We start from the raw sequence: 14,058 nt of genomic DNA, 5'->3' as shown, positions 1-14,058 counted from the left end.
CGGGACCGTGGCGCGCACGGCCGTGGTGCCGGCGGCCCGGCTTCGGTGCGTCGGCGCGTCGTCAGCGCTTCGCCAGCGGGTCGTTGCGGTGCGCGGCGCTGGCCGCGCCGCGGCTCAGGCGGTGATGTCTTCGGACAGCCGCGAGACGATGGCGAGCAGGTGGAAGGACATGGCGTGGCGGGCGCGGATGGGATCCCGCGCCACGATGGCGGACACGATGCGTTCGTGTTCGCCGATGGCGGCGCGCCACGCCGACGCATCGATGAAGTGCTTGTCGAGGCGCTTGTAGAGCGGGCTGGCCTCGCACAGGTCCCACACGTGCGTCACCATGGACGCCAGCGCGGCATTGCCGCAGGCCGCGGCGATGGCCTGGTGGAAGGCGCGGTCATGGGCGAAATCGCTGGCTTCCGGCGACTGGTCCGGATTCATCTGCCGATGGGCCTCCTCGATGGCCGCGATCTGTTCCTTGGAGCCCTGCTGGGCCGCCAGCGCCGCGCATTCGGGCTCGATCAGCATCCGTGTTTCCAGCAGCTCGAACGGGCTGGCCTCGCGCGCGGCGGCCAGCAGGGCGGCGTTGGCCGCGCCGTTGCCGTCGGCGCCCTCGTCGGCCGGCCGGCTGTCCGCGCTCATCGGCATGGAACGGTCCTTGGGGTCGACGACGAAGACCCCGCTGCCCACGCGTACCTCGATGTAGCCGCCGATCTCCAGGGCGATCAATGCCTCGCGCAGCGTGGAGCGTGCCACGTTGAGCTGCTCCGCCAGCTCCCGCTCGGCCGGCAAGCGCTCGCCCGGGGCGAACTCGCCGGCGGAGATCTTGCCGGCGATCTGGTCGGCGATCAATCGATACAGGCGCTGGGCGGAAACGGCTTGCAGGGACGACATGAGCGGTGTGGGCGGGAGGTGCGGCGCCGCCACGGCCGGTGGGGCGCCATCTGGACTCGGGTCTTGGCCGTGCCTGGGGCGTTCGGCCTGCGGATGGTCCGGCCAATTATAGGGCAAAGACAGGCCGAAGCGATCGGGTGGGCACCGCCTGCGGCGCGGCACCAGCCGGCATGTCCGGTGGGCGGACCGGCGCAGATCCGTGGGGCGCGCGCCGCGCACCACGTGATGCAGCATTGAGCACTTTTATCGCCTTGCAAATCATATTGGTCCGGCCATGCGGCATCTTTCCAAGAAAATCTTGCCACTTCCACAGGGTTCTGCTTAGAATTGGTCCGGCCACCAGCCCAATTAGAGGGTGGGCCATCCACGAAATCCAGATTGGCCCGGCCAGATCCCATCAGGCGCAGCATGGCCGGTCCTTCGCCGGCCGCCTGCCCGCCGCCCCGCCATCGAGACGGTGGCATGGACACGAGACAGCGGCTGCGCAAGCCGCAACGCATGGAGCAAGACATGAGGAATGCAGACCTGGTTCGCCGCAAGGACGCCGCCACCCCGCGCGGCGTCGGCGTGATGTGCAATTTCTACGCCGAGCGGGCCGACAATGCCGAGATCTGGGACGTCGAAGGCAAGCGCTACATCGACTTCGCCGCCGGCATCGCCGTGCTGAACACGGGCCATCGCCACCCGCGCCTGCTGCAGGCGATGCAGGAGCAGATGGCGCGCTTCACCCACACCGCCTACCAGATCGTGCCCTACGCCAGCTATGTCGAGCTGGCCGAGAAGATCAATGCGCGCGCGGTGGGGGCGTTCGCCAAGAAGACCGCCTTCTTCACCACCGGCGCGGAAGCCGTGGAGAACGCCATCAAGATCGCCCGCGCGGCCACCGGCCGCCCCGGCGTGATCGCCTTCTCCGGCGGCTTCCACGGCCGCACCATGATGGGCATGGCGCTGACCGGCAAGGTGGCGCCCTACAAGGTAGGCTTCGGCCCCTTCCCGGGCGAGATCTTCCACGCGCCCTATCCCTGCGAACTGCACGGCGTGTCGGTCGAGGACTCGCTGAAGGCGCTGCAGCAGCTGTTCAAGTCGGATATCGATCCGAAGCGCGTGGCGGCCATCATCTTCGAGCCGGTGCAGGGCGAGGGCGGCTTCAATGTGGCGCCCGCCGCCTTCGTCAAGGCGCTGCGCGCCCTCTGCAACGAACACGGCATCCTGCTGGTCGCCGACGAGGTGCAGACCGGCTTCGGCCGCACCGGCAAGCTGTTCGCCATGGAGCACTACGGCGTGGCGCCGGACCTCACCACCATGGCCAAGAGCCTGGCCGGCGGCATGCCGCTGTCGGCCGTGTGCGGGCGCGCCGAACTCATGGATGCCCCGGCGCCCGGCGGCCTGGGCGGCACCTATGCGGGCAACCCGCTGGCGGTGGCCTCGGCGCTGGCCGTGCTGGAGGTCCTGGAGCAAGAGAAGCTGGTGGACCGCGGCGCGGTGCTGGGCGACCGCCTGCGGGACAAGCTGGAAGGGCTGCGCTCGCGCGTGCCGCAGATCGCGCAGGTGCGTGGCGTCGGCGCCATGATCGCGGTCGAGTTCAAGCAGGCGGACGGCAGCCCGGATGCCGATTTCACGCGCCAGGTGCAGGCGCGCGCGCTGGAGCGCGGCCTGCTGCTGCTGTCGTGCGGCGTGTACGGCAACGTGATCCGCTTCCTGTTCCCGCTCACCATCCCCGACGCCGTGATGGACGAAGCGCTCGGCATCCTCGCCGACGCGCTGCTCGGCTGAGGCACCGGCCATCCGGCGCGGCCAGCCCCGCCCCGCGGGGCGCCGCTTCCCCAGGATTCGAACGACTCCCGAAATGATGATGCAACTGAAGGATCCCGGCCTGCTGCGCGCGCAGGCATTGATCGGCGGGCAGTGGCAGGACGCGGACAGCGGCGCCACCTTCGCCGTCACCAATCCCGCCGATGGCAGCTGCCTCGGCACCGTGCCGTGCATGGGCGCCGCCGAGACGCGCCGCGCCATCGACGCCGCGCGCGTGGCACAGGCGGCATGGCGGCGCAAGACCGCGCGCGAGCGCGCCCAGGTGCTGCGCGCCTGGTATGAACTGATGCTGGCCCACGCCGATGACCTCGCCCTGCTGATGACCAGCGAGCAAGGCAAGCCGCTGGCCGAGGCGCGCGGCGAGGTGGTCTACGCGGCCTCCTTCCTCGAATGGTTCGCCGAGGAGGCCAAGCGCGTGTCGGGCGACGTGCTGGCCACGCCCGCCGCCGACAAGCGCCTGCTGGTGGTCAAGGAACCGGTCGGCGTCTGCGCCGCCATCACACCGTGGAACTTCCCGCTGGCGATGATCACGCGCAAGGCCGGCCCGGCCCTGGCGGCCGGCTGTGCGATGGTGCTGAAGCCGGCCGAGGACACGCCGTTGTCGGCGCTGGCCCTGGCGCTGCTGGCGGAGCGCGCCGGCTTGCCGGCCGGGTTGCTGAGCGTGGTCACGGGCGATGCCGCCAGCTCGATCGAGATCGGCGCCGAACTGACCGCCAGCCCGGTGGTGCGCAAGCTCAGCTTCACCGGGTCCACCGAGGTCGGGCGCATCCTGATGCGCCAGTCGGCGCCGACCATCAAGAAGCTGTCGCTCGAACTCGGCGGCAACGCGCCCTTCATCGTGTTCGACGATGCGGACCTGGATGCCGCCGTCGAAGGCGCGATCGCCTCGAAGTACCGCAATGCCGGCCAGACCTGCGTCTGCGCCAACCGGCTCTACGTGCACGACAAGGTCTACGACGCCTTCGCGCAGAAGCTGGTCGCGGCCGTGCAGAAGCTCAAGGTCGGGCATGGCGTCGAGCCCGGCGTGCTGCAAGGTCCGCTGATCAACGAGGCGGCGGTGGCCAAGGTCGAACAGCACATCGCCGATGCGCTGGGCAAGGGCGCGCGCGTCCTGCTCGGCGGCGGGCGCCACGCGCTCGGCGGCACCTTCTTCGAGCCGACCGTGCTGGCGGACGTGACGCCGGCGATGCGGGTGGCGCGCGAGGAAACCTTCGGCCCGCTGGCGCCGCTGTTCCGCTTCCGCTCGGACCAGGAAGTGGTCGACATGGCCAACGACACCGAGTTCGGCCTGGCTTCCTACTTCTTCAGCCGCGACATCGGCCGCGTCTGGCGCGTGGCCGAGGCGCTCGAGTACGGCATGGTCGGCATCAACACCGGCCTGATCTCCAACGAGGTGGCACCGTTCGGCGGCGTCAAGCAATCCGGCCTGGGGCGCGAAGGTTCCAGCCTGGGCATCGAGGAGTACCTCGAGACCAAGTACCTGTGCATGGGAGGCGTGGACCGCTGAGCAGGCGGCACGCCACCGGGCAGGGCAGGAATTCACAGGCATCGCGTCCGCTGGGGGGCGATGCGCAAGGACAGCAGAGCACAGACATGAGCACAGACAACAGCACTCAAGCGCCGCGACTGCAACCGGCGCCGACAGAGCGCAACGGCGGCCAGATTCTTATCGATCAACTGATCATCCAGGGCGTCAAGCGCGTGTTCCTGGTGCCGGGGGAGAGCTACCTGCCCTGCATCGATGCGCTGTACGACCACCAGGACAAGATCCAGCCCATCGTCTGCCGCCAGGAGAGCGGCGCCGGCTACATGGCGGAGGCCCACGGCAAGCTGACCGGCGAGCCCGGCATCTGCTTCGTCACGCGCGGGCCCGGCGCCACCAATGCCAGCATCGCAGTGCACACGGCCTACCAGGATTCGACGCCGATGATCCTGTTCGTCGGCCAGGTGGGCAACGACTTCACCGAGCGCGAGGCCTTCCAGGAGATCGACTACCGCCGCATGTTCGGCCAGATGGCCAAGTGGGTGGCGCAGATCGACCGTACCGAGCGCATCCCTGAGTTCATCGCGCGCGCCTTCGCGGTGGCCACCAGCGGGCGTCCCGGCCCGGTGGTGCTGGCGCTGCCGGAGGACACGCTGTGGGGCAAGGCCAGCGTGCCGGACGTGCCGCGCTACCGCCGCGCCCACGCCGCGCCCACGCCCGACGCCATGGACGAACTGGCGCGCCTGCTCGCCGCCGCCGAGCGCCCCTTCCTGCTGCTGGGGGGCTCGGGCTGGACGCCACAGGCCGCGCGCAGCATCGAAGGGTTTGCCGAACGCTTCGGCCTGCCGGTGGGCGTGGCCTGGCGCCGGCTGGAATGCTTCGACAACCATCACCCGAACTTCGCCGGCCACGTCGGCTGGGGCATGCCAGAGTCACTGCGCCGCCGCGTGCAGCAGGCCGACCTGCTGATCGCGGTCGGCACGCGCATGGGCGAGGCCACTTCGGAGGGCTATTCGGTGATCGCCAGCCCGCTGCCGAAGCAGCGCCTGGTGCACGTGTATCCCGACGCCGGCGAACTGGGCCGCGTGTTCCACCCGACGCTGCCGATCGTGGCCGACGCGCCATCGTTTGCCGCCGCCGTCGACCGGCTCGCCCCCGCGCGCGAGCGCACGGGTTCCGACGCCGCATACCAGGCTCGCCGGGCCCACGAGGCTCATGAGGAGTACCTGGCCGAACAGGAGCCCAAGGCCGCGCCGGGAAAGCTGAACCTGAACAAGGTCGCCTGCCACGTGCGTGACCACCTTCCGGCCGACGCCTGCCTCACCGTCGGCGCGGGCAACTACGCCCTCTATCCGCATGCCTATCACCGCTTCCGCGGCGTCGGCACCAGCCTCGCGCCGACCGTCGGCTCGATGGGCTACGGCCTGCCGGCCGCCATCGCCGCCAAGCTGGAGGATCCCCGCCGCACCGTGGTCTGCTTCGCCGGCGACGGCTGCTTCCAGATGAACCTGCAAGAACTCGGCGTGGCCATGCAATACCGCGTGGGCATCGTCGTGCTGGTCTTCAACAACGGCATCTGGGGCACCATCCGTGCCCACCAGGAGCGCGAATTCCCGGGCCGCACCGTCGCGCTGGGTTTCGACAATCCCGAGTTCAGTGAACTGGCACGCGCCTATCGCGGCTACGGTGAAATCGTCGACAGCGACGAGGCTTTCGGGCCCGCGTTCGAACGCGCCTTGGCGTTCGCCAACGCCGAGCGCCTGCCCGCCCTGCTCGAACTGCGCTATGACCCCGATGGCATCGCGCCGGGCATGACCCTGTCCGGCATCCGCGCCGACGCGCTCGCGCGCCAATCCGAAGCCTGACGACCCGCAGCAAGGAGCACGGATATGAACACGCTGAACATCAACGGCGAGCGCCTGTGGCAATCGCTGATGGACCTGGCCGCGATCGGGGCCACCCCGAAGGGCGGCAATGCGCGCCTGGCGCTGACCGCGCTGGACGGCCAGGGCCGCGACCTGCTGGTGCGCTGGATGCGCGAGGCCGGGCTGGCTGTGACGGTCGACCAGGTGGGCAATATCTTCGGCCGCCGCGCGGGCCGCAACGACGCGCTGCCGCCGGTCATGACCGGCAGCCATATCGACACCCAGCCGACCGGCGGCAAGTTCGACGGCTGCTACGGGGTGCTGGCAGGGCTGGAGGTGATGCGCACGCTGGCCGAGCGGGGCATCGTCACCGAGGCGCCGCTGGAGCTGGCCATCTGGACCAATGAGGAGGGCTCGCGCTTCCTGCCGGTGATGATGGGTTCCGGCGTGTTCGCCGGCGTGTTTCCGCTGGAGACGGCGCTGGAGGCGCGCGACAGCGAAGGCAAGCGCGTCGCCGACGAGCTGGCCGCCATCGGCTATGCCGGCGGCGCGCCGGTCGGCCGTGAGGTCGGTGCCTACTTCGAGGCGCATATCGAGCAGGGCCCGGTGCTGGAGGCCGCCGACCGCGTGATCGGCGTCGTCACCGGCTCGCTCGGCGTGCGCTGGTATGACGTGACCGTGACCGGCATGGAGGCGCACGCGGGCCCCACGCCCATGCCGATGCGCCGCGATGCGCTGTTCGGCGCGACCTTCCTGATGCAGGAAGTGGTGAAGATCGCCCGCGACTTCGCCCCGCACGGGCGCGGCACGGTCGGCGTGGTCAACCTCCATCCCGGCTCCCGCAACGTGATTCCCGGCGCCGTCCGCTTCACCGTCGACCTGCGCCATGAAGACGCGGAGCAGCTCGCGCGGATGGACGCGCGTTTCCGCGCCGCCTGCGCGGCGGTGGCCGATGGCACCACCACCGGGGCGGTGCTGCCGGTCGACGTGCAGCAGGTGCAGTACTTCAAGCCGACTCCCTTCGCGCGGGAACTGGTCGAGCAGGTGCGCGCGGAAGCCGCCGCGCGCGGTCTCACGCACCAGGACATCGTCACCGGGGCCGGCCACGACGCTGTCTACATCGCCGGCGTGGCGCCCACGGCGATGATCTTCGTGCCCTGCAAGGACGGCATCAGCCACAACGAGATCGAGGACGCCAGGCCCGAACACCTCGAGGCCGGCGCCAATGTGCTGCTCGGCGCCATGGTGGCGCGGGCCGGCCTTCCCGCCGGCGCCTGAGGCGCCGCGCATGCGACTACCTTCCGCTGGAAACGCATCATGACTGAGACGAAAGACCTCGCTTACTGGCGTGCCCTGGCCGAGCGCGTGCCGTTGCGCACCCAGGCCTATATCGACGGCCGCTGGGCCGATGCCGCCGACGGTGCCACCTTCGACACAGTGAACCCGGCCACCGGCCAGGTCATCGCAGCCGTGGCCGCCTGCGGCGGCGCCGACGTGGACCGCGCGGTGGCGGCGGCGCGGCGCGCCTTCGACCAGGGCATCTGGTCGGGCCTGCCGCGCAACGCGCGCAAGGTCGCCCTGCTGAAGCTGGCCGCCCTGATCGACGCGCACCGCGAAGAGCTCGCGGTGCTCGAGACGATCGACATGGGCAAGCCGATCGCCGACACCCTCGGCTACGACATCCCGGAGGCCGCGCGCACCTACGCGTGGTATGCCGAGGCGATCGACAAGATCTACGACGAGATCGCGCCCACCGCGCCCGAGGTGCTGGCGACCATCACGCGCGAACCGCTGGGCGTGGTGGCCGCGGTGGTGCCCTGGAACTATCCGCTGCTGATGGCGAGCTGGAAAGTGGCGCCGGCCCTGGCCGCCGGCAACAGCGTGGTGCTCAAGCCGGCCGAGCAGTCGCCCCTGACGGCGCTGCGGCTGGCCGAACTGGCCGAGCTGGCGGGCATCCCGGCCGGAGTCTTCAACGTGGTGCCGGGCCTGGGCGCTGTCGCGGGACAGGCGCTGGGGCTGCATGCGGACGTGGACTGCGTGGCCTTCACCGGCTCGACCGCCACCGGCAAGCGTTTCCTGCAGTACGCCGGGCAGTCCAACCTCAAGCGTGTCTGGCTGGAGTGCGGCGGCAAGTCGCCGCACATCGTCTTCGACGACTGTTCCGACCTGGACCGTGCCGCGCGCGCGGCGGCGGTCGGCATCTTCAACAACCAGGGCGAGATCTGCATTGCCGGCTCGCGGCTCTACGTGCAGGACGGCATCTACGACCGCTTCATGGAAAAGCTCGAGGCCTGCGCCGCCGCGATGCAGCCGGGCGATCCGCTCGATCCCGCCTCGGCCATGGGCGCCATCGTCGACCGGGCCCAGCTCGACCGGGTCTTGTCGTACGTGCACGCGGGCCGGGAAGAGGGTGCCCGCCTGCGCCTCGGGGGCGAGCGGGTGCGCTCCGACAGCGGCGGCTTCTACCTGCAGCCCACCATCTTCGAATGCCCCAGCCAGGCGCTGACGATCGTGCGCGAGGAGATCTTCGGTCCGGTGCTGGCCGTGACCCGCTTCCACACCGAGGAGGAAGCGGTACGCATGGCCAACGATTCGCCCTACGGGCTGGGCTCCGGCCTGTGGACGGCGAACCTGGCGCGCGCCCATCGCGTGTCGCGTCGGCTCCAGGCGGGCCTGGTCTGGGTGAACTGCTACATGGACAGCGACGTCACGGTTCCCTTCGGCGGGGTCAAGCAGTCCGGCTCGGGGCGCGACAAGTCCCTGCACGCGCTGGACAAGTACACCGACCTGAAGACCACCTGGATCAGCCTTGCCTGATATCGCCGGGCGGGGCGCGCACCGGCCGTTGCGCGGGGAATCAGGCACGGTCCGCGCCGCAGCCGGCGCGGCGGAGGGCGCCGGCCCCGGCGCGCGCGCACCGGCGGCCCGCGGGCAGCTCCAGGCAGGCGCCCGCGCTGGCATCCCATCGATCGCGCATGTCCTGCTGCTGTCCGCGCAGGACCCCACGCTGCGCGATATCGCCGTGCTCGGCTACAACTGATCGCCTGCGCGGTTACGCGGCCCCGCCCGCCTGCCGGCGGGCGGGGCGCTTCCATTGCGCTCAAGCGCGCCTGTCCGCGCCGGACCCGCCGATCGCCACCCGCTCGACCGAGTTGCCCCAGCCGACGCACAGGTCCGGATAGATCGTGCCGGCCACCGCCTCGATATCGGCGACGCCGATGCGGCTCTCGCCCTGCATGCCGCACAGCACGACCTCATCGCCGGCCGCGATCGCCGGACAGGAGGTCACGTCCACCATCAAAGTATTCATGGTCACGCGCCCGACCACCGGGAAGCGCCGGCCCTGGATCAGCACCGTGCCACGATTGGAGAAATCGCGCCGGTAGCCGTCCGCGTAGCCGATCGGGATGTTGGCCAGCAGGGAGTCGCGCACCAGGGTCAGGGTACGGTCATAGGCCACGGTGTTGCCGGCCGGATAGGCATTGACGGAGGCCACGCGCGACTTCAGGCTGGCGATGGGCCGGAAGGCATGGTAGGCGGGCAGGCAGCCGTACAGGATGGCGCCGGTGCGCACCATGTCGAGATGGCTGCCGGGCACCTCGAGCGTGGCGAAGGAGTTGGCGCAATGCAGCTGCACGCGGCGGCGCTCGAGCCCGGCGTTCGCCACCACCCACTCCGCTTCGTCGCGGAAGCGGGCCAGGCCGCGCGCCACGTCGTCGACGTCGGGGACGGGGAAGTGGGTCATGATGCCGACCACGCGCAGATGCGGCAGGCGCGCGGCCGCCAGGGTACGGGCGCGCTCCTCGCCGGTCAGCAGGTCGAAGCCGTTGCGGCTCATGCCGCCGGAGTTGAGTTCGAGATGCACCGATACCGTGGTGCCGTGGCGTGCGGCGATCTCATCCATGCCGCGCGCGTACTCCAAGTTGCCCGCGATCTCCTCCAGCCGGTAGCGCAGGCCGTCTTCGATCTCCACCGGCGTGGCCGCGCGCACCCGCACCAGGCGGCCGCCGAAGCCGGCGGCGCGCACCTGGCGCGCCTCCTCGTTGCTGGCGACGCCGATGGTGGCGACCCCCAGCGCGATCACGGCCGGCACCAGCAGGCCGATGCCGTGGCCGCACGCGTCCGCCTTCATGACGGCGCACATCTGCGTGCCGGCTCCGATCAAGGACTGGATGCCGCGCACATTGGCCTCGAATTGCCGGAGATCGATCTCAAACCATGCATTGCTTTCCATAGATTCTGCTTTCTCTGGATGGTGTTCGCGCAGCCGCGCATGCCGGGAGCAGGCACGCGCGGTGCAGGGGGCTGGCCGGGCCGCCGCGCAAGGCGGCGGCTCAGCCGATGGCGTAGAAGCCGGGCAGGCGCAGGATGCCTTCGAGTTCGAGCAGCGCGCTGTGCACTTCGTCGAGCAGCCGGGGGTCGCGCAGGTCGTCGGCGACCAGCCGGTCGCGGTAGTGGCGCCGTACCCAGGCCGCCAGTTCGTCGTGCAGCGGCTCCGAGAACAGCACGCGGCTGTCCAGGCTGGCGAGTTGCGCGTCGTCCAGCACCACGCGCAGGCGCAGGCAGGCCGGACCGCCTCCGTTGCGCATGCTCTCCCGCAGGTCGAAGGCCAGCACCTCGGCGATCGGGCCGCCCGCGCCGGCGAGCCGGTCCAGGTAGCGCCGGCAGGCGCCGTGCTCCAGGCATTCCGCGGGCACCACCATCAGCCGGCGTCCGGCCGGGTCGCACAGCAACTGGCTGTTGAACAGATAGGTCGAGACGGCATCGTCCAGGGACAATTCGGCCTCGCTGACCCGGATGCAGTGCAGGGCGAAGCCCGCCGCGCCGCACGCGCGCTGCAGCGAATCGATCAGCAGACCTTCCTGCTCGAAGGCGGCGGCGTGATAGAGCAGGGTGTCGAGGTGGCCGACGGCGATCACATCGTTGTGGAAGACGCCGGCCTCGATGGCCGCCTGCGCCTGCCGCGCGTGGATCGTGCGGGACGGATCCAGCCGGTGCAGCCGTGCGACGGCACGCGAGGCCTGTGCGAACTGGCGCGGCGCGAAGCGTGCCGGCGCGGCCGGCGCCGCGAACGCGTCGCCGCCGTCGACGAAGAGCTCGACGCCCGGCGCGCCGTGGCGCGGCGCGAAGCGCGTGTGGTTCGCCGCGCCTTCGTCGCCGAGCGAAGCCGCGCACGGCAGCGCATCGTGCACGGCGAAATGCCGCGCGTCGTGGAAGATGCGGCGCAGCAGCCGCGCCGTGTCGGCATGCTCGCTGGCGCGGTGCAGCTTGGCGCTCAGGTTGGCGGGGGTGAAGTGCACCCGTCCGTCGGCACAGTCCGCCGCCGGACTCACCGTGGCGGCGTTGGCCGTCCACATCGACGAGGCCGAGTAGGCAGCCGACAACAGCCTCGGCTCCTGGCGGCCGGCGTGCCCGATCACCTCGGCATCGGTGCCGGCAAAGCCGAGCGCGCGCAGCCAGGCGAGGTTGGGGCGCGCCAGCGGGGGAAGCACCGCCTGCGCCACGCCCCGGCGGTGCAGGGCCAGCATCTTGGCCAGTCCCTGCAGTGCGGCCTGGCGCGGGTTCGCCGCGCTGCCGGCGCTCTGCATGGAGGCAACGTTGCCGCTGGCCAGGCCGGCGAAGTGGTGGGTGGGGCCGGCCAGGCCGTCGAAATTGACCTCCCGTACCCCCGCATCATGGCCTGGTGCGCCGGCTCCGGCCGCGGCGGCGCCGGGGCGCGCGTGACTGGTCTTATCCATGCAGTCTGTCTCCTGGCTTCAAGGCCACGGCGCGCACCGGCTCGCCGTCCTCGATGCCCAGCGCGGCGCATTCGCCGGCGCTGAGCGTGAGGCTGCCGAAGCGTGGCGACGCGTGGCTGACGATGGCGCGGAAATCGCCGCGCCGCGTGTTGCTGATGAGCAGGGGCGGCACCGTGGGCGGCGATGCTGCCGCCGACGCCGTGTCCGCATCGGCGCGGCGGGCGATGGCGAGGACGCTGTCCTTGCTGATGCGCAACTGCCGCACGTGGCCTTGCACCACCGGGCCGGCGTCGAAGATGTCCACATAGCCCTCGTAGGCCAGCCCTTCCTGTTCCAGCATGCGCTGCGCCGGTTCGGTGTCGGCGTGGACCCGGCCGATCACCTCGCGCGCTGCCGTGCTGAGGAAGTCCGTATAGATGGGAAAGCGCGGCATCAGCTCGGCGATGAAGGACTTCGCCCCGGCGCCGCTCTTGTCGTCGGCGGTGCGGAAATCCATCTTGAAGAAATGCTGTCCCAGGCTTTCCCAGAACGGCGAGGTGCCGTCCGGGCGCAGGTAGCCGCGCAGCTCGGCGCACAGGAGGCCGGGCAGCAGGTCGATGAAGCCGGCGGCGAACAGCAGGCGCCCCTTCGACAGCAGCTTGCCATTGGTGCCGCTGCGGCAGGCCGGGTCGAGGAACAGCGTGCAGAGCTCGGCGCAGCCGGTCAGGTCGTTGGAAAGGAAGAGGGTCTTCTTGCTGGAGTAGACGCCGAGTTCCTTGCACGAATGCACCAGCTGGCCGAGACGGAAGTTGTAGAACGGATCCTCCAGGCCCACCGCCGCTTTCAGCGCGCTGACGCCCAGCACCTGCGCGCTGGCCGTGTCCTCGAGGACGAACATGTAGTCGCATCGCGCGGGCGGCAGCGTTCCCTGGAACGAGGCTTCGGCGATGGCCAGGCGCGCACCCAGCGCGCCGGCATCGGCCTTGAGGGTGGTCATGCCGGGGCCGACCTTGCCGGCGAGGCGCAGCAGGGCCGCGAGGTCACGGGTGCCGGCCGGACGGAGAACGATCATGGGGTGTCCTGTCGCGGTTCAGTGGGCGGCGACGACGACGGCATCGCCGGGGGCGATGCGCAGTGCCGCCAGCGTCGGCGCCGGGAGCGCGATACGGCCCAGGTCGAGGGTGATCCGCGCATGCGCCAGGCAGCAGCGGAAGGTGGCGAGCGGGCCGGTGGTCGCCACCAGGCACGTCTCGCCCGGCGGGGAGGACGCCTCGGCGCATTGCGCGGTCAGGGTGCGCGCGGTGGCGAGGGTGCGCAGGCGCGAGGCGTGCGCTTCCAGCACCGGGCCGCCGTCGAAGAGGTCCACGTAGCGCTCGGCCTCGAATCCTTCGCGGCCGAGGAGCTCGAAGGGCTCGGCGGCGGCAGGATGCAACTGGCCGATGGCTTCTTGCGCCTCGGCCGGCAGCAAGGGCACGTAGACCGGGTAGTGCGGCATCAGCTCGACGAACAGGGTGCCGTGACGCCTGCCTTGCAGCGCGCGTTCGGCGGCCAGGTAGTCCATCTGGAAGAACTGGCGCCCGATGGCATCCCAGAACGGCGAGGAGTGGTCGGCGCGCATGCGGCCGGGCAGGCAGGCAATGAAGCGGTCGGCGAAGCGGCGGCGATCGGCGGCCGCCAGCATCAGGCGCGCGCGCGACAGCAGCGCGCCTGCCCAGGCCGCGCCGGGGCCGGTCTCGGCCAGGAAGCCGGAGAGCTGCGAGTGCGCGGTGAGGTCCGAGTTCAGCGTCAGGGCGTGGACGTTGTTGCTGACGCCGAGGTCGCGCGAGACATGATGGATGACGTCGTTGCGGTAGCAGAAATAGGCCCCGGCCGCGCCGGCGGTGGCGGCGATGGCGGCGGTGCCGGCCAGGCTGCCGTCGGGGCGCTCGAGCACCATCTGGTAGCGCTCATCGCCCGGCAGGTCGACCTCGCGGCCGAGTGCATCCGCCGAGCGCAGGACCGCCTCCTCGATGGCTTCGGGGGTGCGCGGGATGGTGTGGACGTGAGGCCTGGCGCGCGCGGCGAGCGCGAGCAAGGCGGGCAGATCCGGGCGGTTGGCAGGACGGGCGACCCACATGGCTTCTTCCGTGGTGGCAAACGAGCAGTTGAGCGTCGGGATTGGCGTGCGGCACCGCGCGGGCGGCCTCCGCTGGAGCGAGACTGTACGCAGGGCGAGCTGCGGGAGAAACCAGGAATGCGACACGGACTTACATGTCCGCGCCGTGCGGTGCGCGCCGGCGCCGCCGCCTGCGCTGCAGGC

The 14,058-nt window shown here is 70.9% G+C and carries 11 protein-coding genes; 6 read left to right on the top strand and 5 right to left on the bottom strand.

All coding sequences use genetic code 11. The features are described 5' to 3' along the window. Positions 1 to 114: 114 nt before the first annotated feature. Positions 115 to 882: a FadR/GntR family transcriptional regulator gene (locus BKK81_RS20560; RefSeq protein ID WP_071017264.1), complete on the bottom strand. Its 768-nt coding sequence runs from the start codon at positions 880 to 882 to the stop codon at positions 115 to 117. Between the two features lie 510 nt (positions 883 to 1,392). On the opposite strand from BKK81_RS20560, the gene gabT reads away from it, so the two are divergent. From gabT to BKK81_RS20530, 6 genes are all read left to right on the top strand, one after another. Continuing rightward, positions 1,393 to 2,655, top strand: a complete 1,263-nt coding sequence (gene gabT / locus BKK81_RS20555) for a 4-aminobutyrate--2-oxoglutarate transaminase (protein WP_071021915.1) — start codon at positions 1,393 to 1,395, stop codon at positions 2,653 to 2,655. Between the two features lie 79 nt (positions 2,656 to 2,734). Next, positions 2,735 to 4,201 carry an NAD-dependent succinate-semialdehyde dehydrogenase gene (locus BKK81_RS20550; protein WP_071021913.1) on the top strand — a complete coding sequence of 489 codons (1,467 nt, stop codon included), beginning with the start codon at positions 2,735 to 2,737 and terminating at the stop codon, positions 4,199 to 4,201. 86 nt (positions 4,202 to 4,287) lie between these two features. After that, positions 4,288 to 6,042, top strand: a complete 1,755-nt coding sequence (locus tag BKK81_RS20545; protein WP_071017262.1) for a thiamine pyrophosphate-binding protein — start codon at positions 4,288 to 4,290, stop codon at positions 6,040 to 6,042. A 24-nt stretch (positions 6,043 to 6,066) separates the two neighbouring features. Then, positions 6,067 to 7,320 (top strand): Zn-dependent hydrolase, encoded by a 1,254-nt coding sequence (locus tag BKK81_RS20540; protein ID WP_071017260.1) that lies wholly within the window; start codon positions 6,067 to 6,069, stop codon positions 7,318 to 7,320. A gap of 39 nt (positions 7,321 to 7,359) precedes the next feature. Next, on the top strand, positions 7,360 to 8,859 hold the full coding sequence (locus BKK81_RS20535) for an aldehyde dehydrogenase (RefSeq protein WP_071017258.1): 1,500 nt from the start codon (positions 7,360 to 7,362) through the stop codon (positions 8,857 to 8,859). After that, positions 8,852 to 9,082: a hypothetical protein gene (locus tag BKK81_RS20530; RefSeq protein ID WP_156811411.1), complete on the top strand. Its 231-nt coding sequence runs from the start codon at positions 8,852 to 8,854 to the stop codon at positions 9,080 to 9,082. Before BKK81_RS20535 ends, BKK81_RS20530 begins: the two co-directional genes overlap by 8 nt. A gap of 60 nt (positions 9,083 to 9,142) precedes the next feature. On the opposite strand, the gene alr is transcribed toward BKK81_RS20530, so the two are convergent. From alr to BKK81_RS20510, 4 genes are all read right to left on the bottom strand, one after another. Next, positions 9,143 to 10,276 (bottom strand): alanine racemase, encoded by a 1,134-nt coding sequence (gene alr / locus BKK81_RS20525; protein WP_071017252.1) that lies wholly within the window; start codon positions 10,274 to 10,276, stop codon positions 9,143 to 9,145. Positions 10,277 to 10,376: 100 nt separating this feature from the next. Then, complete coding sequence (astB, locus tag BKK81_RS20520) at positions 10,377 to 11,780, bottom strand: N-succinylarginine dihydrolase (protein ID WP_083384310.1); 1,404 nt, start codon at positions 11,778 to 11,780, stop codon at positions 10,377 to 10,379. Then, positions 11,773 to 12,831, bottom strand: coding sequence for an arginine N-succinyltransferase (gene astA, locus BKK81_RS20515; protein ID WP_071017250.1), 1,059 nt, complete (start codon positions 12,829 to 12,831; stop codon positions 11,773 to 11,775). Before astA ends, astB begins: the two co-directional genes overlap by 8 nt. Before the next feature lie 18 nt (positions 12,832 to 12,849). After that, positions 12,850 to 13,875 carry an arginine N-succinyltransferase gene (locus BKK81_RS20510; protein ID WP_071017248.1) on the bottom strand — a complete coding sequence of 342 codons (1,026 nt, stop codon included), beginning with the start codon at positions 13,873 to 13,875 and terminating at the stop codon, positions 12,850 to 12,852. Positions 13,876 to 14,058 lie beyond the last annotated feature (183 nt).

Origin of the sequence: Cupriavidus sp. USMAHM13, from assembly GCF_001854285.1 — a bacterium.
GTDB lineage: Bacteria > Pseudomonadota > Gammaproteobacteria > Burkholderiales > Burkholderiaceae > Cupriavidus > Cupriavidus malaysiensis.
This window is presented reverse-complemented; position numbering and strand designations above follow the sequence as displayed.

Bases quoted from the DNA above. Each gene is read 5' to 3' on its own strand.
- BKK81_RS20560 (WP_071017264.1), bottom strand. From the start codon at position 882: ATGTCGTCCCTGCAAGCCGTTTCCGCCCAGCGCCTGTATCGATTGATC.
- gabT (WP_071021915.1), top strand. From the start codon at position 1,393: ATGAGGAATGCAGACCTGGTTCGCCGCAAGGACGCCGCCACCCCGCGC.
- BKK81_RS20550 (WP_071021913.1), top strand. From the start codon at position 2,735: ATGCAACTGAAGGATCCCGGCCTGCTGCGCGCGCAGGCATTGATCGGC.
- BKK81_RS20545 (WP_071017262.1), top strand. From the start codon at position 4,288: ATGAGCACAGACAACAGCACTCAAGCGCCGCGACTGCAACCGGCGCCG.
- BKK81_RS20540 (WP_071017260.1), top strand. From the start codon at position 6,067: ATGAACACGCTGAACATCAACGGCGAGCGCCTGTGGCAATCGCTGATG.
- BKK81_RS20535 (WP_071017258.1), top strand. From the start codon at position 7,360: ATGACTGAGACGAAAGACCTCGCTTACTGGCGTGCCCTGGCCGAGCGC.
- alr (WP_071017252.1), bottom strand. From the start codon at position 10,276: ATGGAAAGCAATGCATGGTTTGAGATCGATCTCCGGCAATTCGAGGCC.
- astB (WP_083384310.1), bottom strand. From the start codon at position 11,780: ATGGATAAGACCAGTCACGCGCGCCCCGGCGCCGCCGCGGCCGGAGCC.
- astA (WP_071017250.1), bottom strand. From the start codon at position 12,831: ATGATCGTTCTCCGTCCGGCCGGCACCCGTGACCTCGCGGCCCTGCTG.
- BKK81_RS20510 (WP_071017248.1), bottom strand. From the start codon at position 13,875: ATGTGGGTCGCCCGTCCTGCCAACCGCCCGGATCTGCCCGCCTTGCTC.